Genomic DNA, 25,465 nt, shown 5'->3' on the forward strand with positions numbered 1-25,465 from the left:
CAAATTTGATACACTCAGAGCTGATAACCGTTTACTCGCTCAAGACAGGTATGAATATGAAGCGTCTTTTCATGTGGTCATTCTCATTATGCATCACTCTTACAACAACAATGGCGCTTGCTGCCAGTGATGCTAGGCTAGGCAATACGCTTCTCACTGTCATGAATCATCTCAGCGATGATCAGGATACATTAACATTCGATTTAGCCGCACTTAAACAGCTACCATCTCACAGCATCACGACCCATAACCCTTGGGAAGAAGGTGCTCATCACTTCAAAGGGTTTAAACCGAGTGATCTGTTTGAACAGCAGAATATTGAAGGGAGTGTCCTTCGTTTGACAGCCTTTAACCAGTACATCACTGAAATACCATTGGAAGACTTTACTCAATTAGGCGCCATCATTGCCTATGAAATGGATGGGCAACCTATACCTGTGCGTAGTAAAGGTCCATTAATGGTTATTTATAACTTTGATGACAACCCTGCATTAACCAATGAAGCTTTCTATGGCCGCTCTATTTGGCAAGTGTATAAGCTTCAAGTAATGCGAGTAGAACACTGATTATGGACGTCGATTCAGAGTCCAAACGACCTTGGTTTAAACGTTGGTTAGCAAACTTGCTGATCGTTTTTATGATGATCACATCATTACTGACGTTTGCTCTGATTCCTCTCTCTGACAGCAGTTCAACCCTTAACTCACAGCAAGTTTTTGAAAACTCCCGTTGGCACTCACTGCAACTGCAATTGCAAACCTACCGCCTGATGAACTATTTATCAGACCTGTCTGAAGCAGACCTACCCGTCACAGGTAATGCTTACTTTCAATACGACTTACTACTCAGTCGCGTGGACCTATTACGTAAAGGGGATTTGGGCAGTGACATTCGTAACTTTGCTAATGGCCGAGCAGTACGACTGCTCAATATTATTGCTGGAGAACTTGAGCTGATCAGTCTCAATATTCAACGTCTTGAACAGGGTCAGTTGGATCAAACAGAAATCATTATGGATCGTTTGCGTTCTCTGGATTCACAAATCACTGATTTTGTCGTCATTGTGAACCAAGGCGCAAATGATTTGGCCACAGAAACCCGGCATGACTTAGACATCCATCTGGAGTATATCCAGATGGTTTCATTGGTACTTTTCGTTATCTCTTCGACCTTGTTATACATTACTTACAACGTCTCTAAAGAACTGCGTCAAACATTGTCACGCAATACTCGGCTTGGAAAGCGAATCGATGATGTACAGGCTGGTAAGGTCGATATTATTAGTCGCATTGTGAACGATATGAAGCCTGTTCTTACTAATGTTATAAGCGACATAAACACATTTAAACACATAGCATTAGACACAAAGATACAAGAACACTTAGGGCATATAAGTACTCAAAATCATCAGTTGCTAAATCAACTTGACTGCTATTATGACCTCACATTAATCGAGGCCGATCTCATGTCTCCAGTAACTAGTGAAGGGAACCTAAGAGAGCGCATCAATTCTGCTATCAGCTCATTAGAACATATTTTTTTGACTCATCAGGTTCGGGGCATCACGCAAATTGACTCACGACTGCCCGAGTTTGTAGAGACTGACTTCAAGCGTTTGCATGAAATTCTAATCACCTTAATTTCTAACTTAGCTCCCTACTGTCACCATGCTGAGCTGCTGATTCAGGTACGCCCATCGACTTTACCTATTTTCAACTTACCAGAAAAACACGGCAATAAAGCAATCAAGATGGTTCAAATTAGCTTACGCGACTCTGGTGAAGGTCTACCCAACAAAGTTCAAGTCGGCTTGCGTAAGAACCCCTATAATCCAACTAATACGATCATTGGACAGATTCACCAAATGGGTATGGGCTTTACATTTTGTCATTACTTGATACGTGCATTAGGTGGAGAACTGCATTTTTCCAGCTCTTATGGAACCGGTACCGAGATCTGGATCGACCTGCCAATGGGGTTAGACGACTCTACGAATCCGCCTTCCACCGAAAAAACTAGTTATCTGGCTAAGGTGGCCTTATGGCAGTCAGACAGTTTACTAGATCAACCGTTTATAACGCTACTGCAACAACTTAATTATCAAGTTACCCTGTTCACTGAAGGGGATCTTGTACGTCTGTTGCAGCAGAAAAACCTTCGGGCACTCCCCTTTGAGTGCATTGTGATCACCGATAAAAGTGTCATTGATGATGAGCAGATAGAGCTCATTGAGCAACTACATGCTCTCGGCAGTCAAGTTATTGTCGCTGCCTCCGTTAGACAAAATTTTCCGGACATTAAGACGGATAAGACCTACTATTACCCTGTTACCTCGACCCAACTTGAAGCCCTGTTACTTTCTTAGGATGAGGAGTTCCTTACTATGTCAGTAGACCATGCACAGCTAAAAACGCTAATGGATATTATTGGTCGCGATACTCTGAGCCGCGTAAAGCAAAGCTATTTTAGTGACAGCCAGACAAAGCTAGTCAACCTAAAAACGGCTATTGAAGCAAACGATTTGCACCAAGTAGAACAGCTCAGTCATTCCTTAAAGTCCTCTAGCTCTAACCTTGCACTCGCGACCTTAGCAAGCGTGTTTGCACACATGGAATCGGATGCTTCTCAAGGTCAAGCAGAAAACTTGAGCAACCTATATCTAAGTGCAGTAGATGAGTATGAGCAAGCTGTTGCGGAGATCGATACGCTTATTTGAGCCAACACAGACACAAAAAAAGGGGCGAAGTCATCAACTTAGCCCCTTTTGACATGTAATACAGTATTACACTTTTTTATCTTCCGTTGCCAACGCTTCCAACTCTTCAGTCGGTACGTGACGCACGTTCACACCATTGATTAAGTATACTAGATGCTGACAAAGATGACGTGAATGATCTCCGATACGCTCCAAAGAACGTAGAATCCAAATCACGTTGAATACTGGGCCAATCGAGCGCGGATCTTCCATCATATAAGTGATCAAAGAGCGGATCGCTGTTTTGTACTCAAGGTCGACCTTACGGTCCGCTTTGGCAACACTCACCGCTAGGTCGATGTCTAAACGAGCATACGCATCTAAGCTTTCACGTACCATGCTTGTCACCATTTGACCAATGCGGCTGATTTCCACATAGCCACGTGGTGATTCACCTTCATTGATCAATTTCAATGCGTGATTGGCAATTTTCTTCGCTTCATCACCCATGCGCTCTAGCTCAGAAACGGCTTTACCAATCGACAGAATCATTCGCAAGTCTGTTGCCGCAGGCTGGCGTTTTGCGAGAATGCGGGTACATTCTTCGTCAATCAATGCGTCCAATTGGTTAACGGTTTTGTCTTTGGCTTTCACTTCTTCTGCTAAGTCGCCTTGGCCTTCAAGCAACGATTGAATCGCATCCGATACTTGTTTCTCAACCACACCGCCCATGGTTAGAAAGTGCTGACGCAGTGTTTCTAGTTCCGCGTTAAACTGTTGAGAGATATGGTCCGTAGTAAGTTCTCGCATAATGGCAGTTCCTTATCCTAACCGTAACGACCCGTAATATAGTCTTCGGTTTGTTGTTTTGATGGGTTCGTAAATAGGCTATTGGTATCACCAAATTCCACCATATCTCCCATGTACATAAACGCAGTATAGTCCGATACTCGCGCGGCCTGCTGCATGTTGTGCGTTACGATGGCAATCGTGAACTCATTTTTAAGTTCATGAATCAGTTCTTCAATCTTCAGAGTGGAGATTGGGTCAAGTGCTGACGCTGGCTCATCCAGCAACAAAACTTCTGGTTTCACAGCAACCGTACGTGCGATGACCAAGCGTTGTTGCTGACCACCCGACATGCCTAGTGCACTTTCGTGTAGACGATCTTTTACTTCGTCCCACAGAGCGGCTGAGCGCAATGCCCACTCAACCGTTTCGTCGATCACGCGCTTTTTGTTAATGCCTTGAATACGCAGACCGTAGGCAACGTTTTCATAGATACTTTTCGGAAACGGGTTTGGCTTCTGGAACACCATACCGACACGACGACGCAGCTCAGCTACGTCAGTGCCCTTAGCGTAGATGTTATTGTCATGCAGGTTAATTTCACCTGTAATACGACAGCCATCCACTAAATCATTCATACGGTTAAAGCAGCGTAGTAACGTCGATTTACCACAGCCAGAAGGTCCGATAAACGCCGTGACTTTTTTCTCAGGAATGATCATATCAATCCCTTTCAACGCTTCTTTTTCGCCGTAGTAAAGGTGTAAGTCTTTAACGGAAAGACAAACGTTTTCGTCTTCAATGCGCAGCGCCTGATGGCTACGTTGCATTGCTGAAATATCAATTGAGTGTGTGCTTGTTTCGCTCATAATCGTCTCTCTCCGCCGTCTTACATTTCCAGCGATTTGTATTTTTCACGTAGGTGGTTACGGATAGTAACGGCTGCTAAGTTAAGTGTTGCAATCACGATTACCAATAATAGTGCAGTCGCGTATACCAGTGGGCGCGCTGCCTCTACGTTCGGGCTCTGGAAGCCCACGTCATAAATATGGAAGCCCAAGTGCATGAACTTCTGATCCAAATGTAGGTACGGATAATTACCGTCTAATGGTAATGACGGCGCCAATTTTACGACACCTACCAACATCAACGGTGCTACTTCACCCGCGGCACGAGCCACGGCTAGAATGACACCTGTCATGATCGCTGGGCTGGCCATTGGTAATACAACACGCCATAAGGTTTCCGCTTTCGTTGCGCCTAAGGCTAATGAACCTTCACGTACATTACGTGGGATACGCGATAAACCTTCTTCCGTTGCCACAATCACCACAGGGACTGTCAGTAATGCCAGCGTAATCGATGCCCACATTAGACCACCGGTACCAAAGGTTGGTGATGGTAATGCTTCTGGGAAGAACGCTTGATCGATACCAGAACCTAAGAAGTAAATGAAGAAACCTAAACCAAAGACACCGTACACGATCGACGGTACGCCGGCTAAGTTGTTTACCGCGATTCGGATCGTACGCGTTACAAAACCTTGTGATGCGTATTCACGTAGGTAAACCGCCGCCACCACACCAAACGGTGTCACGAGCACAGTCATCAACAACACCATCATTACGGTACCGAAGATCGCAGGGAAGACACCCCCTTCCGTGTTGGCTTCACGTGGTTCTGCGCTTAGGAATTCCCACACTTTCGAACCGTAAAAACTCATCTTCTGCGCGATACCCATCGAGTTCGGTCGGTAAGCACGAACCACTTTAGCTACTTGTAGTTCGTGAACGCTGCCGTCCATCACTTGAACCACAAACGTATCCCGGTTGATTTCTGCATACAGATCAATCAGACGCTGTTGCAAAGCTTGGTATTTAGCATCTTCTGCTGCACGCTGTGCATCAATGTCTGCTTGTTTCGCTGGTGTTAGTTTATCGTTTAACTCAAGGCGACGCTGCTCTAGACGAAGACGTTCAAGCGTGTGGTTAATAGCGCCAATTTCGTCTTTTTCCACTTCGTGGATGTCATCATAGATCGTCGTTGCACGTTCGATACTGCGCTCGAATGTCGCCCAAGTTGCTAAAGCAGACTCCGTCGGCGTTAGATCAGTCGTCGAGGCAACCACTTGGCCGTCTTCTTTCACCGCTTGAAGGTAGCCATATAAGTTACCCCATTCATGACGCTCTGCAGCAAACAGCATTTCAGGCTTCGTTACATCAGTGAAGTATTCATCAATGATCCAACGGAAGTCCGAGCCATAAACATCACGGTTACCGGTTTTCATCAGTGAACGCATCATCAAATCATGATGATCCGCCACATCAATGCCCGCTTCGCGAAGCTGAGCCGCTGGTACTTCAGTTGACTCAACACGCTCAGCAATCAAAGTGTACGGCTGAGAACTCGGTAAGCTGTACGTCCCTTGGTTAATATCAGCCGGCCAGAAGTGGCCCAGACCACGTACGGCGATCAGTGCCAGTAACCCCAGCACCATGATCACAGAGATCGCAACAGCACCGGCGTTTAGCCATACCCATGGATCACCAGACTTGACCCACTGGGATACGGTTTGTTTCTTTTGCTTCAATTCTGTACTCATTACAACGACCCGTATTTCTTACGTAGGTGCTGACGCACGGTTTCTGCGATGGTGTTCACAACAAAGGTAAAGACGAACAACACAAACGCCGCTAAGAACAAGATACGGTAGTGAGAACTGCCCACTTCGGACTCTGGTACTTCCACCGCAAGGTTGGCCGCCAGCGTACGCATGCCTTCGAAGATGTTGAAGTCCATGATTGGCGTGTTACCTGTTGCCATCAATACGATCATGGTTTCACCGACCGCACGACCCATACCGATCATAATGGCCGAGAAAATACCAGGGCTCGCCGTAGGCAGTACCACACGTGTCATGGTTTGCCAGTAGGTTGCACCCAATGCTAGAGAGCCTTGAGTTAACGCTTTTGGCACAGAGAAAATCGCATCTTCGGTGATCGAGAAGATCGTTGGAATCACCGCAAAGCCCATGGCAAAGCCGACTACCAGCGCGTTACGTTGGTCGAAAGTGATACCGAGGTCATTGGTAATGAAGCCACGAATGTTACCGTCAAAGAAGTTCAGCTCAATCACTGGACTCATTGCTACACAGAACCAGCCAAGCAATACAATGACTGGAATAAGAAGCAATGGTTGCCACCCCTCAGGTACCATCCAACGTATGCCAGCTGGCATACGAGACCAGATGAATGAGAACAGTAAGATACCCACCGGCAGTACAATCAAAATACTGAACGCCGCGGCTAAATTCTCTTCAAGGAATGGCGCAAAGAATAGACCCGCTAAGAAACCTAGGATAACCGTAGGTAAGGCTTCCATTAATTCGATAATCGGTTTGATTTTACGGCGCAATGGCGCAGCCATGAAATAAGCCGTGTAGATCGCACCACAAATAGCCAGAGGTACAGCCATCAACATGGCGTAGAACGCCGCTTTGATAGTACCAAATGCCAATGGCATTAAGCTGTATTTGGGTTCAAAGTCATTGTTCGCCGCTGAAGATTGCCAAGTATACGTTGGCTCTTGATAACCTTCGTACCACACTTTACCCCAGATAGAGGACCAAGAGACTTCAGGGTGCTCGTTATCTACGTCAAAGAAGTGCAAGCCTTTGCTGTCTTCTAGCAACAAGCCATTGGCACGTGGTGCAAAGCTGATCATCCTTGCGGTGTCATCACTCACTCGCTCATCGACGACCTGACGGCTAGATGTTGCGTTAAAAATCGATACAACACCGCGGTCATCTAACGTCGCAAAACCTTTACGACGATGCTCCATGGCCATGTCGACGAGGCCAGTAGGATGTTGCACATCACGGATGTAGGTTAAGTGCTCAACATTGTTCTCATCACGTACGTTGAACCATTGGCTCACGCGACCAGAGCTGTCTGCTACCATCACCGATGATTGACCCAGCAAATAGCGCAAAGACACCAGCTGCGCATCACCTTTAATAAGGTCGATTTCGTCTTTTGTCGTTACATCAGCTAAATCTCGGATGTCAAATTCTGACATCACGCCATTTACATCGGCTACATATAGGTAACGTTGGTCGCCGGAAATCAGCAGCGCACGTGTACCTTCCACAAATGGAATCTCTGTACGTGCTTCCGTTAACTCCACTTCTTCCGTGATGAAGTTGACTTCTTTATTCAAGCGTACAACTTGGGCCTGTTGATCTCCGATCACCGCTAACGTTAGACGCTCGTCATTGTCACGGATGCTTAGTTGACGTGGTGCAAAATCCGCCACTTGAATACCTTCTACACCATAAGGGTATTCAATGCTTGGCGTGATCAGTCGTACACCGTCAGGGTAGGTGGTTTTGTAGTTTTGCTTAGCTACCAGCACACGACCATCTGCATAAGCAAACGCCATCATACGACTGGTATCGGATTCCAGAGCAAATGCCGTTGGTTGTCCTAATGGATTACCAACATTTTCAATGACACTGCCGTCGGCAATATTGAAGTAAATCATGTCGCCGTTTTCAGCCACACGAAAACCGATTTCGGTTTGCTCTTCTGAGGTTAAATATAAGCTTTTACCGGATTCTTCCACCGGTAAGCTATAGCTGCCTTTCTGTTCAATGCTGGCACCAGAAAATAGAGGTGCGACTTCATACATCAAATAGAAACATATCAGTAGGACAGCTAGGATCACACTGCTACCGCCGATGGCAATACCGACGCTCGCACCACGATCTTTTAACGCACGAACTTTACGATGACGCTTTAACGCTGGCGTATCGAAATCCAGTTCGGGTACTTTTTGATCCGCTTTTGTACTCATCCGAATTCACTTTTTATGACATTTTTGTGACAGGTTTGGACGTAGGAAAAGCAGGAGAGACTAAATCCCCCCTGCTTCATTGCATCCTGCAAACCTTCCCTGTTATCCAGCTATTACTGAATACCTAGGTCTTTCATGTATTTCGCAGAGACTTTAGCTGGTAGTGGAACGTAACCGTCTTTCACTACCACTTCTTGACCCATTTTCGAAAGAACCATCTTCACGAACTCACGCTCAAGCGGAGCAAGTGGTTTATTAGGCGCTTTGTTTACGTAAACGTATAGGAAGCGAGACAGTGGGTATTTACCTGTCGCTGCGTTCTCTGGTGTTGCTGCGATCAGCTCGCCGCCTTCTTTCTTCGCTAAAGGAATCGCGCGTACAGAAGATGTTTTGTAACCGATACCTGAGTAACCGATACCGTTAAGAGACGTAGACACTGACTGAACAACAGAAGCAGAACCAGGCTGTTCGTTTACAGAGTTTTTGTAGTCGCCTTTGAACAGAGCTACTTTCTTGAAGTAACCGTACGTACCCGATACAGAGTTACGACCGAAGATTTGAATATCACGGTTAGCCCATGCGCCATCTAGGCCAGTTGCGCCCCAGTTAGTGATGTCTTCGCTGTGGCCACCCTTACGAGTAGAAGAGAAGATGGCATCCACTTCTGGAAGAGACAGACCTTTAATCGGGTTATCTTTGTGTACGAACACTGCTAGCGCATCAATTGCAACTGGTACTGCAGTTGGCTTGTAGCCGTATTTTTTCTCGAACGCTGCGATCTCTTTGTCTTTCATTTGACGAGACATAGGACCGAAGTTAGAAGTACCTTCTGTTAGCGCTGGTGGCGCAGTAGAAGAACCAGCTGCTTGGATCTGGATGTTTACGTTCGGGTAAAGACGTTTGAAGTCTTCTGCCCAAAGTGTCATAAGGTTCGCTAGTGTGTCAGAACCAACACTTGAAATATTACCAGATACGCCACTTGCTTTCGTGTACGAAGGTAGGTTCGCATCAACGTCTGCCATTACGTTAGCAGAAACGCCTGCTAGGGTAGATACTGCTAGAGTAGCAACTAATTTTTTCATCACTTCAACCTCAATGGTTATCGTCAGTTTGGTATGATTCGAAATCTTGATTGTGAGTCCGAATGACTTCGTTCTCGTTCGATAATGCAAACTATAAAGAGGCTTTGTGACATTAATGTTAAAGGCTGAAATAATCTGAATCTTTTTCATCCAAGCAAGATTTAGCCTAGGTTAGCTATTAGTCTAAATACAGGGTGCTTTTACCATGAAATCCCGCTCAAATATTCCCAACAGAAGGGATATCCAATAGACTGACGCTTCGGATTTTTCCGCCTTTCTTATTACAAAAGCAAAAAATAGTCTGTGGGTTTAAAAATGCTTAACAAAATCATTTGTGGTGCTGAGAGCATTTCCGTCATTGTCGGAAAATGTGTCGCTTGGCTTACCCTTGTAATGATGCTGCTAACTTGTCTGATCGTAGTGTTACGCTATGGCTTAGGTATTGGCTCCATCGCCTTACAAGAATCTGTACTGTATATGCATGCTATGGTGTTTATGCTCGGTGCGGCCTATACCTTTAAAGATGACGAACACGTTCGCGTAGACGTTTTCTACAGAGGGTTTTCACCCCGTAAAAAAGCGTGGGTAAACGTCGTAGGTGGTCTGCTGTTCCTACTGCCATTCTGTGGGTATACCGCTTATATGAGTATCGATTACGTCGCGGCTTCATGGCGTGTCTTAGAAACCTCTCAAGAGCCCGGTGGCTTACCATTTATCTATCTGCTAAAAACGCTGATTCCTGCGATGATGCTGATGCTGATCATTCAAGGGGTTGCTGACATTCTTAAAAATGTCGGCGTCCTGCTCAATAAACACCAAGCGGAGGCACACTAAGGTGGCTGAATTTTTACCTTTATGGCTCTTTGCGGTCGTCTGTGTCTTTTTACTGTTTGGCTACCCTGTTGCCTTCTCTTTAGGCGGCACAGCCCTACTGTTCGCAGCGGGTGGCGCCATGTTTGGCACCTTCGATGCGGTCTTCTTAGAAGCGTTACCTAATCGATTGTTTGGTATTGTACGAAACGAAACACTCATCGCCGTTCCCTTATTCGTCTTCATGGGCGTTCTACTTGAGAAATCCAAGCTCGCAGAACGTTTATTGGATTCCATGGCAATGTTGTTCGGCACCATGCGTGGTGGATTAGGGATTTCAGTTATCTTGGTGGGGATGTTGATGGCCGCCAGCACCGGTATCGTCGGCGCGACTGTGGTTACCATGGGGATGATCTCATTACCCACCATGTTACGTCGTGGTTATGATCCAGCACTGGCCACCGGAACGATTTGTGCAACAGGCACACTGGGACAGATCATTCCACCTTCTATCGCTTTGGTTCTGTTGGGTGACGTTATGTCCAACGCATTCCAAAAAGCACAATTGGACATGGGCGTCTTCTCACCTAAAACCGTCTCTGTTGGCGATCTATTTGTTGGGGCTTTAATCCCTGGTTTGCTCTTGGTGTCTTTATACATCGTTTATGTGGCAATGGTCGCTTGGCTTCAGCCTGAAAAAGCCCCTGCGGTCCCCAAAGAGGAGCTGCGTCGTGGTATCGACGATTCATCATTGTTTGTCGATGTCGTTAAAGGTTTAGTACCGCCACTACTGCTTATTCTGGCAGTATTGGGGTCGATTCTAGGTGGACTTGCGACCCCTACTGAAGCCGCTGGTGTGGGTGCCTTTGGCGCCGCAATTTTAGCTTGGCTGTCTGGTAAATTGTCTTTGCAAACACTCAAAGCGTGTGTACTGACAACAACCAAAGTGACCGGTATGGTCTTTATGATCTTGATCGGTGCCTCATTGTTTTCACTGGTTTTCCGAGGCTTTGGCGGTGAAGAGCTGATCCATGAGTTCTTTAACCAACTGCCTGGTGGTGTCATCAGTGCGGTACTGATCGTGATGCTGGTGATGTTCTTCCTTGGTTTTATCTTGGACTTCATCGAGATCACCTTCGTCGTTGTACCAATTGTGGCACCAGTTCTGTTGGCAATGGGTCTAGATCCTGTATGGTTGGGAATTATGATGGCCATCAACTTACAAACATCGTTCCTAACGCCACCGTTTGGTTTTGCCCTGTTCTACCTGCGCGGTGTAGCTCCGCCAGAAGTGAAAACGCAGTCTATCTATAAAGGCGTGATCCCGTTTATTTTAATCCAGTTATTTGTACTGTTACTGTTAGCGGTATGGCCAGACTTAGCAACTTGGTTGCCAGAAAAAGTCTACGGTTAACGAATAAGAAGGAGACACTATGAAAGCAATGCAAGTGAACGATTACGGCCCAGCCAGCGATTTAACGCTGGTGGATGCTGATAAACCCAGCATTAATGCAGACCAAATTTTGGTTCAAGTGGGCGCGTCAGGCGTTAACCCTGTCGACACGTACATCCGCTCTGGCACGAACAACTATACGGCCTCATTCCCGCATACTCCGGGCAATGACGGCGCTGGTACCATCGTAGAAGTGGGCAGTAATGTTCCCAACTTTAGCCTTGGTCAGCGCGTATACTTTTCCCGCAACCTAACCGGTTCGGCAGCAGAATACGCTGTCTGTGTGCCAACCCATACGTTTCCTTTAGCCAATGCACTGAGCTTCGCTGAAGGCGCCTGCTTAGGCGTGCCTTACACAACGGCTCATCGCGCCTTATTTGGTCGCGCCCATGCTCAAGCAGGTGAAAAGGTATTAGTACATGGCGCGACTGGGGCGGTTGGTATCGCCACGGTTCAACTGGCGCTTGCTGCTGGAATGGACGTCGTAGCGACTGCTGGAACAGTAGAAGGCGCCAATCTTCTGCGTGCTCAAGGTGTGCAAACCGTGATTATGCATAATCAAGTTGGCTACTTAGCGGCGTACCAATCATTACAAACAGGTTTCGATGTCATCATTGAAATGCTGGCTAATCATAACCTCGACCAAGATCTAAAAGCATTAGCATTTGGTGGTCGAGTAGCCGTGATTGGCAACCGCGGTACCGTCGACATTAATCCTCGTGATTTGATGGCGCGCGATGCTGCTGTGATGGGGGTCGCTTTAGCTAATGTTAAGCCTGCTGAACTGTGCCGCATTGCCCAAGCGATGCTACCACAGTTTGAAAAAGGTGTTTTAAAGCCTGTTGTGCGTAAAGAGTATGCGTTAAGTGAATTGCCACAAGCTCACGAAGACGTACTTAAAAGCGGTGCTCAAGGTAACTTAGTTATTGTGCTATAAAATATCGCTGTGTTGAGGGTGTTTTTACACCCTCTTCTACTTCCCTCTACTCAATCCGCCACATGACCGCTATACTTCTAATCTTTCGTTTGAACAAAAAGTAGGCAGCATTCTTGACCCATTCAGATTCTGACGTATTCAGTTTACCCAGCGTGGCCGATACCCACGACCACGATTATCACCAGCTTGTTGTGGTGTTAGATGGTAATACTGATTTTGACATAGACAGCAAAGGTGGCCGACAAATGCGTTCGGGCAGCGGCTGTGTTGTGCCGTCATCTGAAGGCCATCAGTTTGTTGGTTTGGGCGACAATCGCATTTTAGTGGTGAACCTTCCTGTGCCACCACAGAAAGCCATTACCGACGAAGAGTATGAGGTAGTATCGCGGTTATTCGATCAAGCTGCTTATTTCGAGCTTAATCCGCGTTTACAAGTTCTTGCATCGGCACTGTCAGGTGAACTGCAACAGTACCCTGAGGACATGCTGTTAGCGCGTGCCTGCGGTAATACTTTACTCAGCGCCATTCGTCATCAGTTAGGTAGCCAAGACGTTAAAACTCGTGGTCAACAGTTAGATATCGAAAAACTTGATCAATTTATTGAACTCAATCTATCTCGCCGTGTACAAATAAACCAACTGGCGAACTTCTGCTTTTTGAGTGTCAGTCAATTTCATGAGCGCTTTAAAGAGCGTACTGGCATGACACCTCACCAGTATTTGATTCGTAAGCGTTTAGAACGAGCCCAACTACTTTTGAGAGAAGGTCATACGCCTGTTCATGTGGCCGAAATGAGTGGTTTTTCAAGTCAAAGTGCGATGACCAGCACCTTCTCTCAAACGCTTGGTATCACACCTTTAAAATACCAAAAACAGTTCCGCGGTCTTTAAAGTTCCGCCAACGAAAACGTCATCACAGCACATGTAAAAGCATTTCACCTCATTTGCGCGCTTGTTTGGCGCAATTACGCATTTTTAAAAACACTTATTTTTTCTATCGGATTTTCTTATAAAAAATTCCGAGTATTACGAAAGACGCTGTAACCCCCCTATCACTATATTTCCCTCATACAAGAAGATCGTTTTTGTTGCACTGAGCCAACTTGAGTTTTAGTAGGCCTTTGCAACACTTAAACATGACATCTTTGAAGAACAATACAAACGGTTTAAAACGGAAGCATGGCTTTCCGGTTGTCGTGGGAGAATCCGACTATGTTTAATGCGCTAGAAGTGTTACAGCCAACCATTCTTGAGCAATCGCTCAGCCAGCTTTGGGACCGCATTTCACCACTGTACAGTGTCGATGAAGAACAATGGCTTGCAGAGTTACTGAAGCTTGCAGAACCCACAGACGCTCAGCTGAAAGCAAGTACTGATGCGGCCACTCACTTGATCGATCAAGTACGTGCCGACGGCGAGTCTATGTCAATGATCGACTCCCTACTTTTGGAATACAGCCTAGATACCAAAGAAGGCATCTTGCTAATGTGTCTAGCAGAAGCCTTAATGCGCGTACCAGATAAAGAAACCGCTGATGCTTTCATTAAAGACCGTTTAAGTGTTGCGGACTGGGCCTCTCACGCCAACAACTCCGATTCGTTCTTCGTCAACGCCTCGACTTGGGGTCTATTACTGACCGGTAAAGTCGTCTCCATGGACGAAACCAAAGACGGCAAACCGGCTAATTTGGTTAATCGTATGGTTAACCGTATGTCAGAGCCTGTGATTCGTAAGGCGATGAACCAAGCCATGAAAATCATGGGCCATCAATTCGTTTTAGGCCGTTCAATCAATGAAGCTCTATCTCGTGGTAAAAGTTACCGTGACAAAGGCTACACTTATTCGTTTGACATGCTTGGTGAAGCGGCGTTAACAGCTCAAGATGCGGATAAATACCTAACGTCTTATATGCAAGCCATTGAGTCAGTTGGTCAGGACACTTACAGCAAAGGCTACCGCCCAACGATCTCAATCAAACTGTCGGCTCTGCACCCACGCTACGAAGTAGGCTGTGAAGAGCGCGTGATGACAGAACTGTTTGAAAGCGTTAAAGAGTTAATCAACAAAGCCCGCTCTTTAAACGTTGGTATCACTATTGATGCCGAAGAAGCAGACCGTTTAGAACTATCATTGCATTTGTTCGAGAAGTTGTTCCGCGATGACTGCACCAAAGGCTGGGACTTATTTGGTCTAGTGGTACAGGCTTACTCAAAGCGTTGTCTTCCTGTTCTAAATTGGCTAGCAGCGCTAGCTAAAGACGTAGGCGATCGCATCCCTCTACGCTTAGTAAAAGGTGCTTACTGGGACTCTGAAATCAAACTTTGTCAGCAACGAGGTCTAAGCGGTTACCCCGTTTACACACGTAAAGAAGCAACGGATGTCTCCTACTTAGCCTGCGCCCAGTTCTTACTGAGCAGGCATGCTCGCGAGTGGATTTTTCCACAATTTGCTAGCCATAATGCTCATACCATCGCGACGATTGCGACGATTGCAGAAAACTTAGGTGCAACCACAAACGAATACGAGTTCCAGCGTCTGCATGGTATGGGGGATGCTCTGTACAACCGCCTGATCAAAGACAAAGACGTTTGCGTACGTATTTATGCGCCTGTTGGTAGCCACAAAGATCTACTTCCTTACCTAGTACGTCGCTTGCTAGAAAACGGTGCAAACAGCTCTTTTGTACACCGTTTGGTCGATGCGCGTTGCCCAGTATCGGAATTGGTTGATCACCCAGTGACAACCTTGAAAAGCCGTAAGACGCTGCGTAACCCCTTTATCAACTTGCCAAAAGACATGTTTAAAGACCGTAAGAACTCATTCGGCCCCAACATTGAAATCGAAGCTGAGTGGAAGCCTTTTAAAGCCTCTGTTGACGCTTTTATGGGTCAAAGTACCCAATGGACAGCCATGCCTATTGTTGGCGGTGAAAACGTTTCTACAACCGATGTACACGCGGTTAACAGCCCATATGATCATGCCCTTGTTGCAGGCCAAGTTCATTGGGCTAACAAAGAAATTGTTCACCAAGCAATTGAACAAGCCGATGCAGCTTACCCTGCTTGGTCACAAACACCGGCCAATGACCGTGCAGCCTGTTTAGTACGTATGGCTGAGTTGATGGAAGAAAACTACGCTGAATTGGTGGCACTATGTCATCGCGAGGCCGGTAAAACCATCCAAGACTGTATTGATGAAGTACGTGAAGCCGTCGACTTCTGCCACTACTATGCTCAACAAGCACGTCAGAATTTTGCCGCGCCGAAGACATTCACTGATTTTCTAGGTAACACGCAACAAGTACAAATGACAGGTCGCGGTGTATTTGCCTGTATCAGTCCGTGGAACTTTCCTTTAGCGATCTTTACAGGCCAAGTCGCTGCAGCACTCGTTGCAGGTAACTCTGTCGTCTGTAAAGCGGCTGAACAAACTTCTTTGATCGCCTTTCGTGCTGTACAAATGCTGCATGAAGCTGGGATTCCAAAAGACGTTCTACACTTCTTGCCAGGTAATGGTGCCACAGTAGGTGCGCCAATGACCGAGCACAAAGCCATTGCAGGCTTGGCATTTACTGGCTCCACAGGTACTGCACAACTGATCAACCGTACCTTGGCGAACCGTGGTGTTGCCCCCGTGCCTGTGATCGCAGAAACGGGTGGTCAAAACGCTATGTTGATCGACTCAACATCATTGCCTGAACAAGTTGTACGTGACGCCGTTCGCTCTGCGTTCGCGTCTGCGGGTCAGCGCTGTTCAGCGTTACGTGTCATGTTTGTTCAAGCTGACATTGCCGATCGAGTGATTCCAATGATTGCGGGTGCAATGAAAGAGCAAAGCGTTGGCTTGCCTTACTTACATTCAACAGACGTTGGCCCTGTGATTGATGAAAAAGCTCAGAAGATGCTGCTTGATCACATTGAAGTGATGAAAAAAGAAGGCCGTTTAATCGCTCAATCAGCGCTACCTGAATGGGCCGAAAAAGGAACTTACGTTGCACCAACAGCCTTTGAAATCAGCAGTATTGATCAACTGAAAGATGAAAAATTTGGACCGATCATGCACGTTGTACGTTACAAAGCGAAAGATCTCGACAAAGTCATCGATACTATTAATAACTCAGGGTTTGGTTTAACCATGGGTGTTCACAGCCGTAACGAAACCACATGTGCCCACATCGCTCAACGCGCTCGTGTCGGCAACTTGTACATTAACCGAGACCAAGTTGGTGCCGTAGTAGGCGTGCAACCGTTCGGTGGTCAAGGTTTGTCTGGTACTGGCCCGAAAGCTGGTGGCCCTCACTACCTTCCACGCTTTGCTAAAGAGCAATTGGTTTAATTCGGCTAACAGGAGACAACACCTATGACTATTGTAAAACCTATTCAAATCGAAGTTGCTAACCAAGTGTTTGAAGCTTGGGACCATTTGGGCGTTGCGGGTCGTGCGGAATGCCTAGAGCAAGCCGTTTTTAGCTTAAGCCATGCACAAGCAAGTATGGCACGTTGGCAAATCGAAAACGCAAAACACGAAATTGGCGAAGATTTGCTGATGCCTGGACCAACGGGCGAAAGCAATACGCTTTCTACCCACGGTCGTGGTGCCTTTTTGGTAGCCGTTCAATCCAGCCTATCCGGCGATAATTTGTCAGTAGGTTTAATTGGACAGGTGTTTGCAGCATTGATCGCAGGTAATCCAATTATTACGGTGGGCCCCGAAGGCCAAGCGATCATGGATCAAATGTCTAAATATGTCCCAGAAGGCATCATTCAGAACGTGGCTGAGTCGGCACAAGACTCCATCTTAGATGCAACAGATCTAGCAGGCGTGGCGATTATCTGTGACGCAGATCGAGCCAAGCACCTGAATAAACAACTGGCTCAAAAATCAGGCTTACTGTGTCAGTTAGTAGAAGAGACAAACGTGCAAGCGCTGACCACTATCGCCGCGCCGCACTATATTTTGCGCTTTGTTACGGAACAAACCGTAAGTAACAACACCACCGCCATTGGCGGTAACGCTACTTTGCTTGAGCTAGGCAGTAAAGCAGAGTAACACGGTATTGAGCGCACGACAGGGAGCCTCTCCACCCCCTGTCTTTTTTATTTGGGGCTCTTTTCTCCTCCCGCAAACGAGTCCAGCCCTCAGATTGCTATGAATCTGAGGGCTTTTTTTTGAACACCAAAAGTACACCCTTTCTAATCATAGTAAGCTAGGCAAACTCGGTTTCTACCGGTCATTTTGGCTTCATAAAGTGCTTGGTCAACCCGCTTAAACGAATCCTCTAGTTGACTCTCAGATGCAAGTTGAATAGCACCAATTGAGACTGTCATCTTGACCTCTTCGCCTTTTAAGATAAGAGATTGTGAAGGGATATGTTGACGTACTTTTTCCGCTGCGCGTTTAGCTTCCGCCAAATCTGTATTAGGCAATAACACATAGAACTCTTCACCACCAATGCGATAAACACGAGCGTAACTTGGGCTCGCTTGATGGATGCAATGTACTAAAAATTTCAGCGCCTCATCTCCACAGCTATGACCGAATTGATCATTAATTAATTTAAAGTGATCAATGTCGATGGTTAACAAGCTTGTGGCATAATAGCGTCCTTGCGCCTTTTCTAAGGCAATGCTGACAGCAAGGTTAAACTCGCGTCGATTGCCAACGCCCGTTAATGGATCGGTTCGACTGGCTTGATCTAGCTGACGCATTAAGCGGTTGCGTTCGGTAATGTCTAACATGACCCCGACTTGGCCACCTTTTTTACCGTTCGTTTTATAAAAAACTGCTTTATTAAATTCGATTTCAAATTGCTCACCTTGAGCACTTTTCACCGACGTTTCATATACTTGCTTACCACCAGAAATCAATAAGGCTTGGTCCGCTTGATAATAGATATCGGCCAGCTCTTTAGGTGCTATATCGTAAACTGAATGGTCAACAATTTTGTTTTTTGGCACACCAATAAAATCACTGAAAGCCTGATTACAGCCACGATATATATGCCATTCATCTTTGTAAAAGATCGGTACAGGGATCGCGTCTAATACCGTTTGCAGCGTATTTTGTGCGAGGAGTGGTTGTGTTTCATGCCAAACACTACGTGACTGCTCGGCTATTACCCAAGCCGCAATTCGATGCAAATCTTCTTGCCCAACACTGTCGTTAACGCCTTGCTTAATCCACTTCAGGGCAAAACTAAAATCCCACTGACTTAGTACCATTAGTACCTTTCGAGCACCTATTAGTGGCAAGTCTACATCCTGAAAATCAGATTCATGCAGTAAGACCATGCCTGATACCGGGGCATCTTGTAGACATTCGATCCGCTGCCAACCAAATTCATCGGGGGTCTGGCACAGTAACCCCTTAAGCGCTTCCTTCCATGGCGCAATGGAGTCTGAATAATAAATGATGGAGGAAATCATGACACTGTGACCTTTGTATGATTTTCGTACAAGGTTAAGGGGTACCCAATACTGGGTCAACGCTCTTAATGTACACTTTCAGTAAGCTCTCTAACATTATTGCAACGCTATGTATCTTAGCCACAAAAAAAAAACCCACTCTTACAAGTAGGGCTTTGAAAAAACGTTTGACTTATTTAAGGCTTAGTCCGAATCACGTGCATTAATGTAAGCGCGTTCTGACACATCATGCCATTGCGATACTTTGCCTAAGAATGCTTTGAATGATTCGTATACTCTCTTACTCATCTCGTCGTTCGCAGCTACGCCTTCTAGCGTTTCATGCGACGCTTGTTTCAGTGCTTTTAAAACGTCTTCTGGGAATGGGCGAAGATCAACATTGTGCTCATTTACTAACGTCTGTAATGCATCGTTATTCAATGCAGTAAACTCATCCAACATGTCTTGAGTTGCTTGGCGAGAGGCGGAACGAACAATCGCTTGAAGGTCTTTTGGTAGCTCTTCATAAGCCGTTTTATTGACCAATAACTCCATCTCAGAACCTGGCTCATGCCAACCTGGGTAGTAGTAGTATTTCGCGGCTTTGTACAAACCAAACGCAAGGTCATTGTATGGACCTACCCACTCTGTCGCATCAATCGTACCGGTTTGCAGTGCTGTGAAGATTTCGCCACCAGGTAGGTTGATAGGCGAGCCACCAAGCTTCTCAAGAACTTCGCCACCTAAACCAGGAATACGCATTTTCAGGCCACTGAAGTCATCTAAAGAGTTTATTTCTTTATTAAACCAGCCCCCCATTTGCACTCCAGTATTACCCGCGGTTAGTGGCTTTAGGTTGAACGGTTCGTAGATTTCTTCCCATAGCTTCATACCGCCGCCATGGTAAATCCAAGAATTGATTTCTTGTGCAGTCATGCCAAACGGTACCGCTGTGAAGAATTGCGCCGCAGGAGCTTTGCCTTTCCAATAATAGGCTGCACCATGGCCCATTTGAGCCGTACCGCGAGATACCGCATCAAACACTTCTAGCGGTGGAACTAACTCACCGGCTGCGTATACTTTGACCTTCAGGCGACCGCCAGACATTTCAGTAATGTTGTTCGCTAGATTTTCTGCACCAGTACCAAGGCCAGGAAAGTTCTTTGGCCATGTCGTAACCATTTTCCATTCAATGGTTTCTTGTTTGGCAGGAGCTGCCGCTTGCGTATCCATACTGCTTGACTGCTCAGAACCCCCACATGCAACTAACGTTGCAGCTGCGATCCCTGCAAGCGTCCACTTGCTAAATGCTTTCGCGTTGATCATTTATGTATCCCTCAGAAAACTCGTTACTTTATTTTTTTTTGTCAGTTTGCGCCTGAATTGCGGCCACTCAATAAGCTAGACTTTGAATAGATAGAAGCTTATTTCTTCCGCATTGTTCACAAATGATACTATGCTCTACATCTAAATAGCTCAACACTTGTCATCATAATTGATCAAAAAAAGCCCCTTAATCCAATGACTAAAGGGCTTGGTCATCATTCAGTTTTAAAACAAGCTACTCACCTGCGCGAGCATTAATGATGGCACGCTCTGAAATATCACTCCATTTCATGACTTTTTCTTTGAAGTCTTTCATAGAGCTGTACACTTTTTGACTCAGTGGATCTTGGGCGGCTACTTTTTCCATCACTGTATCGGTTGATGCACGGAATTCCGCCAACACGTCATCTGGAAAGCGTTTTAAAATAACACCATGGTCGTTAATCAATGTTTCTAAAGCGCTATTATTCATTGCGGTAAATTCGTCTAGAATTTCCGCATTGGTTTGACGAGCAGCGGCACGGACAATCAGCTGAAGGTCTTCTGGCAATGCTTCAAACGCATCTTTATTAATAATGGTTTCCAGTGCTGAACCAGGCTCTTGCCAGCCAGGGTAGTAGTAGTATTTCGCAGCTTTATAGAGTCCAAACGCTAGATCATTATATGGTCCAACAAACTCTGTCGCATCAATGGTGCCCGTTTGCAGTGCCGTAAACATTTCGCTGCCTGGCATGTTAACAACTGTGACACCCGCATCGGCTAAGACTTCGCCTCCCAAACCTGGCATACGCATTTTCAAGCCATTCAAGTCTGCAACCGAGTTAATTTCTTTATTGAACCATCCTCCCATTTGCGTACCGGAGTTACCCGCCGCCATAGGGATCACATTAAACGGCGCATACACTTCTTCCCAAAGCTCTTGGCCACCCCCCTGAGACAGCCATGCATTCATTTCTTGTGCCGTTAGACCAAATGGTACCGTCGTGAAAAACTGTGCTGCAGGCACTTTGCCTTTCCAGTAGTAAGAGGCCGCATGACCTATTTGTGCTGTACCGCGAGACACCGCATCAAATGCTTCCAATGCCGGAACCAACTCGCCTGCTGCGTACACTTTTACATTAATACGGCCGCCCGACATGGCAGTAATGCTTTGCGCTAAAGACTCCGCTCCCGTGCCTAATGCAGGGAAGTTTTTCGGCCAAGTTGTGACCATCTTCCACTCTATGGTTTCCGGCTTGGCTGCTGTGACCGCTTTTACATCAGTACTGTTGGATGGCTCAGAACCACCGCACGCAATCAAAGTTGCCGCGGTAATTCCTGCAAGTGCCCACTTGCTAAAAGCTTTTGCGTTGATCATGAATATATCCCTTAGAAAACTAGTTACTTTATTCTTCAGCTAAACCGAATTACGCAGAACCGCCTCGCTTTCTGGGGCGATGATCAGGTTTCTAACGTATTAGTGCTTAAGGATACTATGATTTCGTAGGGAAATGCTCAATTTAACGATTAGCCATTGGTATGAAAAAACCCCTTAATTCAAAGAATTAAGGGGTTAAATGTAATGAACTAGCAAATCAGCATTAATCAGCAGCGCGAGCGTTAATAATGGCACGCTCAGAGATTTCACTCCATTTCATGACTTTCTCTTTAAAGTCTTTCATAGAGCTGTAGACCTTCTGGCTCAATGGATCATTAGCTGCTACTTTTGCCATCACCGTATCAGTCGATGCACGGAACTCCGCTAAAACATCGTCAGGAAAGCGCTTTAGAATAACGCCATGTTCGTTAATGAGTGTCTCTAGCGCACTGTTATTCATCGCAGTGTATTCATCTAGGATTTCTGCATTGGTTTGGCGCGCTGCCGCACGTACAATCAGCTGCAGATCTTCCGGCAAGGCTTCGAATGCCTCTTTATTAATGAACGTCTCAATCGCTGAGCCGGGCTCTTGCCAGCCTGGGTAGTAGTAATATTTCGCGGCTTTGTAAATACCGAATGCCAAATCATTGTATGGACCCACGAACTCTGTTGCATCAATGGTGCCCGTTTGCAACGCCGTAAACATTTCACTGCCTGGCATATTCACAACCGTTACCCCTGCATCCGCTAGGACTTCGCCACCTAAACCCGGCATACGCATTTTCAGTCCGCTAAGATCGGCAACAGAATTAATCTCCTTATTAAACCACCCACCCATTTGCGTACCGGTGTTGCCAGCCGCCATAGGGATGATATTAAACGGTGCATACACTTCTTCCCAAAGTTCTTGGCCACCACCCTGAGACAACCACGCATTCATTTCTTGTGCCGTTAGACCAAATGGTACCGTCGTAAAAAACTGTGCTGCAGGCACTTTACCTTTCCAATAGTAAGAGGCCGCATGACCTATTTGTGCTGTGCCACGAGACACCGCATCAAATGCTTCCAGTGCTGGAACCAGTTCACCCGCAGCATAAACTTTTACATTAATACGGCCGCCCGACATGGCGGTAATGCTTTGCGCTAAAGACTCCGCTCCCGTGCCTAATGCAGGAAAATTTTTCGGCCAAGTTGTGACCATTTTCCACTCAATTGTTTTAGCCTTCGCTATTGGCGCGGCTTGATTTGTATCCGATGCAACGGGATCATTACCACCACCACAAGCCGCTAACGTAAGAGACAACAAACCAGCCAGCGCTGATTTGCCGAAATTTGTAATTTTATTCATTATCTTCCTCAGAAAAAACAGTTACTGATTGCCCGCACTTTGATGGCATATAGCAGTATCGCTTGACGTGCCATAACGCTAAAAAGCTCAGCACGATAGGAATGGGGAAACGGCGGTATTTTTGTTTTTGTAGTCGCTTTAAGTGCACTCTAGTTAGAGCGCGCGAAATGGTATGACGGATAGTTGATCAACTCAATGAAAATCTAAACAGCCTATAGAATTTCATTGAGTTAGGTTCAAGTGATCATTCAAAAAGTGCGTAAGTACGCTGACACATTAGAAAGGGCTGGTGTAATACCAGGTCTTACGCTCACCCGATTGCGCCGACTGCTCTACTAACTTCATAGCGTAGACTAACTCACAGGCTTGCTGCTTAGAAACTGGGGCATCGCCTTTATCTAGGATCGCATCCGCTAAACGCTGATAAAAATCGACATAACGACCTGAAGATAGTACTTCCTCAGTCTCAGTAATACTGCTTTGATCAGGCGCACTATACCTCATCGCTTTTTGACCTACTTTGGCAAAGTCATCTTGACTTGGTAACTCACCCGCACGCAAAGCATCTTCTTGAGCGTCTAAACCAAAGCAATGCCAACTGCCGGCATCAAAGCGAGCATTAAAGCGGCGCATGCCACCTGCTTCAAATAAGCTTGCTCCAAGCCGAACTCGAGTTTTACCGTAGCCCAACTCGATTTCGAACACATCCGGTGCAGTCCCTTCTTCACGAAGTGTGTCTATGCTTGCACTTAACCAGTCAGGCGTTCCCAACAATGCCAACACCTGATCTATCACATGAGGTCCAAGATCCCAGAAGATACCAGTACCAACACCAGGCTGCTCACGCCAGCGATCTTGCACTTCCGGTCGAAAACGGTCAAAACGGCTTTCTAGCTGCTTCAATTGTCCTAATTCAGAGGTTTCAACTAACTCTTTTAAACGTAAGAAATCGCCATCAAAGCGACGGTTTTGATAAACAGTAAAGACTAGCCCTTTATCGTACGCCAAGCGGCACAACTCTTCGATTTGCTCCACTTCCGTAACAGAAGGTTTCTCAAGCAATACATGCTTACCCGATTCTAACGCCAACTTCGCTTGTGGAAAATGCAGCTCATTAGGTGTCGTAATCACTATAAGGTCAATGTCATTACCCGTAATCAATGCATCGGCATCGCCAAGCACCGTGACATCAGGCCAATATTGATGGACCTCTTGAGGCTTCGAAGAGCAGATATAGGAAAGCATCATCGCGGATTGATGCGATACAAACGGTGCGTGAAAAACTCGTCCAGATAAGCCAAATCCAATGATACCAACACGAATTGTCATACTTTTCTCTCGCTGTGATTGATAAAGATTATTTATAATTTTCTTCCCAAGTACTTCTCAACTTGGCGCTTTTCCCACTCTGGGCCAAACCACTTGATTAAACTGAACGCTCTAAGTCCATGGAAAGTAAGACCTGCACCCCATCCTAATAACGGCCAAAAAGCCCAAATATACTCTGGGCGAGTTATAAGGTTTATCGTAAAAAGTAGAGTCATAATCACTAAATACTGTGCCAAGTGAATATAAAAACCTTTCACTCGTTTAACTCGAGCGAATGCTAAGCGCTCTTCAATATCGACTTTTTGAGTTTGATTGTCAGCTACTGTCATATCAGGTTCCTCTTGCAAGTTTGACACTGTTGTTTCAAAAACAGCAGCCAAAGCTTTTAGAGATTCCAAACCAGCTTTTTGTCCACTTTCAATCCGCTGAATAGTGCGAATACTAAGTCCACTCAACTGTGAAAGCTGATCCTGCGACCATCCTCGTTGTAATCTAAGCTTTTTGATAATCATCTTAAAATCCTTGTCACTGCTTGAGACATGAAACTAACAGCTGAAAGCAATAAAACTTACGACACTTACCTGACATATTGGTGACAGTCTTTATTTTTCAATAAGTTAGAGAAAACAGTTTATATTTTAGTAACTGTAAAAAGAACTTCTTATAAACTCATTCACCATTACAGTAGCATTATACTATTGAATCTGCTGTACATCTGAACGACTTAACTGAGAGAGTTGAAAAAGCAGGCACTTACCTATTGGCATGACTAGATGATATTGCGACACTATTAGATGACGTTACCTTAATGTCAAAAGTCACAGTGAAGAAAACTCGTGCAATACGCAGTCATGGTTTGGCTCTAAACGCTTTCTCTGATCGATGCCATCAGGCACAGTCTTTTGATATCACGCGCTGACGCGTCGAAGCATGAGATGGGCGTAAGCGGGACACAAAAGGGGGTGCGGAATCTAGCTGAGTGGATGCGTTGAGGAAAACCGCAGACACAAAAAAGCCCTGACAGCATGGCTATCAGGGCTTCCTTTGTATGATGCTTGACGACGACCTACTCTCACATGGGA

At 45.9% G+C, this 25,465-nt stretch carries 20 protein-coding genes; 9 read left to right on the forward strand and 11 right to left on the reverse strand.

The window, feature by feature from the left end; all coding sequences use genetic code 11:
* Positions 1–56 precede the first annotated feature (56 nt).
* From AYW75_RS15570 to AYW75_RS15580, 3 genes are read left to right on the forward strand one after another with little or no spacing between them, the layout of a single operon-like run.
* Positions 57–566, forward strand: coding sequence for a molybdopterin-dependent oxidoreductase (locus AYW75_RS15570; RefSeq protein WP_082856559.1), 510 nt, complete (start codon positions 57–59; stop codon positions 564–566).
* A 2-nt stretch (positions 567–568) separates the two neighbouring features.
* Entirely contained in the window at positions 569–2,365 is a 1,797-nt protein-coding gene (locus tag AYW75_RS15575) for a sensor histidine kinase (RefSeq protein ID WP_067101392.1), read from the forward strand.
* An 18-nt stretch (positions 2,366–2,383) separates the two neighbouring features.
* Positions 2,384–2,716: an Hpt domain-containing protein gene (locus tag AYW75_RS15580; protein ID WP_067101395.1), complete on the forward strand. Its 333-nt coding sequence runs from the start codon at positions 2,384–2,386 to the stop codon at positions 2,714–2,716.
* A 66-nt stretch (positions 2,717–2,782) separates the two neighbouring features.
* On the opposite strand, the gene phoU is transcribed toward AYW75_RS15580, so the two are convergent.
* The 5 genes from phoU to AYW75_RS15605 form a co-directional block, all read right to left on the reverse strand.
* Positions 2,783–3,505 (reverse strand): phosphate signaling complex protein PhoU, encoded by a 723-nt coding sequence (phoU, locus tag AYW75_RS15585; RefSeq protein ID WP_067101397.1) that lies wholly within the window; start codon positions 3,503–3,505, stop codon positions 2,783–2,785.
* Between the two features lie 17 nt (positions 3,506–3,522).
* The gene (gene pstB / locus AYW75_RS15590) at positions 3,523–4,353 is read right to left on the reverse strand and encodes a phosphate ABC transporter ATP-binding protein PstB (protein ID WP_067101400.1); all 831 of its coding nucleotides are present in this window, start codon (positions 4,351–4,353) and stop codon (positions 3,523–3,525) included.
* A gap of 20 nt (positions 4,354–4,373) precedes the next feature.
* Complete coding sequence (gene pstA, locus AYW75_RS15595; RefSeq protein ID WP_197478965.1) at positions 4,374–6,086, reverse strand: phosphate ABC transporter permease PstA; 1,713 nt, start codon at positions 6,084–6,086, stop codon at positions 4,374–4,376.
* Positions 6,086–8,338: an ABC transporter permease subunit gene (locus AYW75_RS15600; RefSeq protein ID WP_067101403.1), complete on the reverse strand. Its 2,253-nt coding sequence runs from the start codon at positions 8,336–8,338 to the stop codon at positions 6,086–6,088. The genes pstA and AYW75_RS15600 overlap by 1 nt, the downstream gene beginning before the upstream one ends.
* A gap of 113 nt (positions 8,339–8,451) precedes the next feature.
* Complete coding sequence (locus AYW75_RS15605; RefSeq protein WP_067101407.1) at positions 8,452–9,420, reverse strand: PstS family phosphate ABC transporter substrate-binding protein; 969 nt, start codon at positions 9,418–9,420, stop codon at positions 8,452–8,454.
* 315 nt (positions 9,421–9,735) lie between these two features.
* On the opposite strand from AYW75_RS15605, the gene AYW75_RS15610 reads away from it, so the two are divergent.
* The 6 genes from AYW75_RS15610 (at position 9,736) to AYW75_RS15635 (ending at position 17,668) form a co-directional block, all read left to right on the forward strand.
* Complete coding sequence (locus AYW75_RS15610; RefSeq protein WP_067101410.1) at positions 9,736–10,254, forward strand: TRAP transporter small permease subunit; 519 nt, start codon at positions 9,736–9,738, stop codon at positions 10,252–10,254.
* A gap of 1 nt (position 10,255) precedes the next feature.
* The gene (locus tag AYW75_RS15615; RefSeq protein ID WP_082856560.1) at positions 10,256–11,644 is read left to right on the forward strand and encodes a TRAP transporter large permease; all 1,389 of its coding nucleotides are present in this window, start codon (positions 10,256–10,258) and stop codon (positions 11,642–11,644) included.
* Positions 11,645–11,663: 19 nt separating this feature from the next.
* Entirely contained in the window at positions 11,664–12,620 is a 957-nt protein-coding gene (locus AYW75_RS15620; RefSeq protein ID WP_067101416.1) for an NADPH:quinone reductase, read from the forward strand.
* A 113-nt stretch (positions 12,621–12,733) separates the two neighbouring features.
* The gene (locus tag AYW75_RS15625) at positions 12,734–13,510 is read left to right on the forward strand and encodes an AraC family transcriptional regulator (protein ID WP_067101419.1); all 777 of its coding nucleotides are present in this window, start codon (positions 12,734–12,736) and stop codon (positions 13,508–13,510) included.
* A 321-nt stretch (positions 13,511–13,831) separates the two neighbouring features.
* Positions 13,832–16,954, forward strand: a complete 3,123-nt coding sequence (putA, locus tag AYW75_RS15630) for a bifunctional proline dehydrogenase/L-glutamate gamma-semialdehyde dehydrogenase PutA (protein WP_067101422.1) — start codon at positions 13,832–13,834, stop codon at positions 16,952–16,954.
* 24 nt (positions 16,955–16,978) lie between these two features.
* The gene (locus AYW75_RS15635; RefSeq protein WP_067101425.1) at positions 16,979–17,668 is read left to right on the forward strand and encodes a 1-pyrroline-5-carboxylate dehydrogenase; all 690 of its coding nucleotides are present in this window, start codon (positions 16,979–16,981) and stop codon (positions 17,666–17,668) included.
* A 143-nt stretch (positions 17,669–17,811) separates the two neighbouring features.
* On the opposite strand, the gene AYW75_RS15640 is transcribed toward AYW75_RS15635, so the two are convergent.
* From AYW75_RS15640 to AYW75_RS15665, 6 genes are all read right to left on the reverse strand, one after another.
* Entirely contained in the window at positions 17,812–19,044 is a 1,233-nt protein-coding gene (locus tag AYW75_RS15640) for a GGDEF domain-containing protein (protein WP_067101428.1), read from the reverse strand.
* Positions 19,045–19,227: 183 nt separating this feature from the next.
* On the reverse strand, positions 19,228–20,349 hold the full coding sequence (locus tag AYW75_RS15645) for a TRAP transporter substrate-binding protein (protein WP_067101431.1): 1,122 nt from the start codon (positions 20,347–20,349) through the stop codon (positions 19,228–19,230).
* A gap of 235 nt (positions 20,350–20,584) precedes the next feature.
* The gene (locus AYW75_RS15650; protein ID WP_067101435.1) at positions 20,585–21,706 is read right to left on the reverse strand and encodes a TRAP transporter substrate-binding protein; all 1,122 of its coding nucleotides are present in this window, start codon (positions 21,704–21,706) and stop codon (positions 20,585–20,587) included.
* A 223-nt stretch (positions 21,707–21,929) separates the two neighbouring features.
* On the reverse strand, positions 21,930–23,054 hold the full coding sequence (locus AYW75_RS15655) for a TRAP transporter substrate-binding protein (protein ID WP_067101438.1): 1,125 nt from the start codon (positions 23,052–23,054) through the stop codon (positions 21,930–21,932).
* Positions 23,055–23,330: 276 nt separating this feature from the next.
* Positions 23,331–24,383 carry a Gfo/Idh/MocA family oxidoreductase gene (locus tag AYW75_RS15660; protein WP_067101441.1) on the reverse strand — a complete coding sequence of 351 codons (1,053 nt, stop codon included), beginning with the start codon at positions 24,381–24,383 and terminating at the stop codon, positions 23,331–23,333.
* Between the two features lie 32 nt (positions 24,384–24,415).
* Positions 24,416–24,895 carry a 2TM domain-containing protein gene (locus AYW75_RS15665; protein WP_067101445.1) on the reverse strand — a complete coding sequence of 160 codons (480 nt, stop codon included), beginning with the start codon at positions 24,893–24,895 and terminating at the stop codon, positions 24,416–24,418.
* Positions 24,896–25,465 lie beyond the last annotated feature (570 nt).

The sequence above is a fragment of the Marinomonas atlantica genome, from assembly GCF_001639725.1.
GTDB classification, from domain to species: Bacteria; Pseudomonadota; Gammaproteobacteria; order Pseudomonadales; family Marinomonadaceae; genus Marinomonas; species Marinomonas atlantica.

Excerpts from the sequence above, each read along its gene's own strand:
- AYW75_RS15570 (WP_082856559.1), top strand. The coding sequence starts at position 57 with ATGAAGCGTCTTTTCATGTGGTCATTCTCATTATGCATCACTCTTACA.
- AYW75_RS15575 (WP_067101392.1), top strand. The coding sequence starts at position 569 with ATGGACGTCGATTCAGAGTCCAAACGACCTTGGTTTAAACGTTGGTTA.
- AYW75_RS15580 (WP_067101395.1), top strand. The coding sequence starts at position 2,384 with ATGTCAGTAGACCATGCACAGCTAAAAACGCTAATGGATATTATTGGT.
- phoU (WP_067101397.1), bottom strand. The coding sequence starts at position 3,505 with ATGCGAGAACTTACTACGGACCATATCTCTCAACAGTTTAACGCGGAA.
- pstB (WP_067101400.1), bottom strand. The coding sequence starts at position 4,353 with ATGAGCGAAACAAGCACACACTCAATTGATATTTCAGCAATGCAACGT.
- pstA (WP_197478965.1), bottom strand. The coding sequence starts at position 6,086 with ATGAGTACAGAATTGAAGCAAAAGAAACAAACCGTATCCCAGTGGGTC.
- AYW75_RS15600 (WP_067101403.1), bottom strand. The coding sequence starts at position 8,338 with ATGAGTACAAAAGCGGATCAAAAAGTACCCGAACTGGATTTCGATACG.
- AYW75_RS15605 (WP_067101407.1), bottom strand. The coding sequence starts at position 9,420 with ATGAAAAAATTAGTTGCTACTCTAGCAGTATCTACCCTAGCAGGCGTT.
- AYW75_RS15610 (WP_067101410.1), top strand. The coding sequence starts at position 9,736 with ATGCTTAACAAAATCATTTGTGGTGCTGAGAGCATTTCCGTCATTGTC.
- AYW75_RS15620 (WP_067101416.1), top strand. The coding sequence starts at position 11,664 with ATGAAAGCAATGCAAGTGAACGATTACGGCCCAGCCAGCGATTTAACG.
- putA (WP_067101422.1), top strand. The coding sequence starts at position 13,832 with ATGTTTAATGCGCTAGAAGTGTTACAGCCAACCATTCTTGAGCAATCG.
- AYW75_RS15635 (WP_067101425.1), top strand. The coding sequence starts at position 16,979 with ATGACTATTGTAAAACCTATTCAAATCGAAGTTGCTAACCAAGTGTTT.
- AYW75_RS15640 (WP_067101428.1), bottom strand. The coding sequence starts at position 19,044 with ATGATTTCCTCCATCATTTATTATTCAGACTCCATTGCGCCATGGAAG.
- AYW75_RS15645 (WP_067101431.1), bottom strand. The coding sequence starts at position 20,349 with ATGATCAACGCGAAAGCATTTAGCAAGTGGACGCTTGCAGGGATCGCA.
- AYW75_RS15650 (WP_067101435.1), bottom strand. The coding sequence starts at position 21,706 with ATGATCAACGCAAAAGCTTTTAGCAAGTGGGCACTTGCAGGAATTACC.
- AYW75_RS15655 (WP_067101438.1), bottom strand. The coding sequence starts at position 23,054 with ATGAATAAAATTACAAATTTCGGCAAATCAGCGCTGGCTGGTTTGTTG.
- AYW75_RS15660 (WP_067101441.1), bottom strand. The coding sequence starts at position 24,383 with ATGACAATTCGTGTTGGTATCATTGGATTTGGCTTATCTGGACGAGTT.
- AYW75_RS15665 (WP_067101445.1), bottom strand. The coding sequence starts at position 24,895 with ATGATTATCAAAAAGCTTAGATTACAACGAGGATGGTCGCAGGATCAG.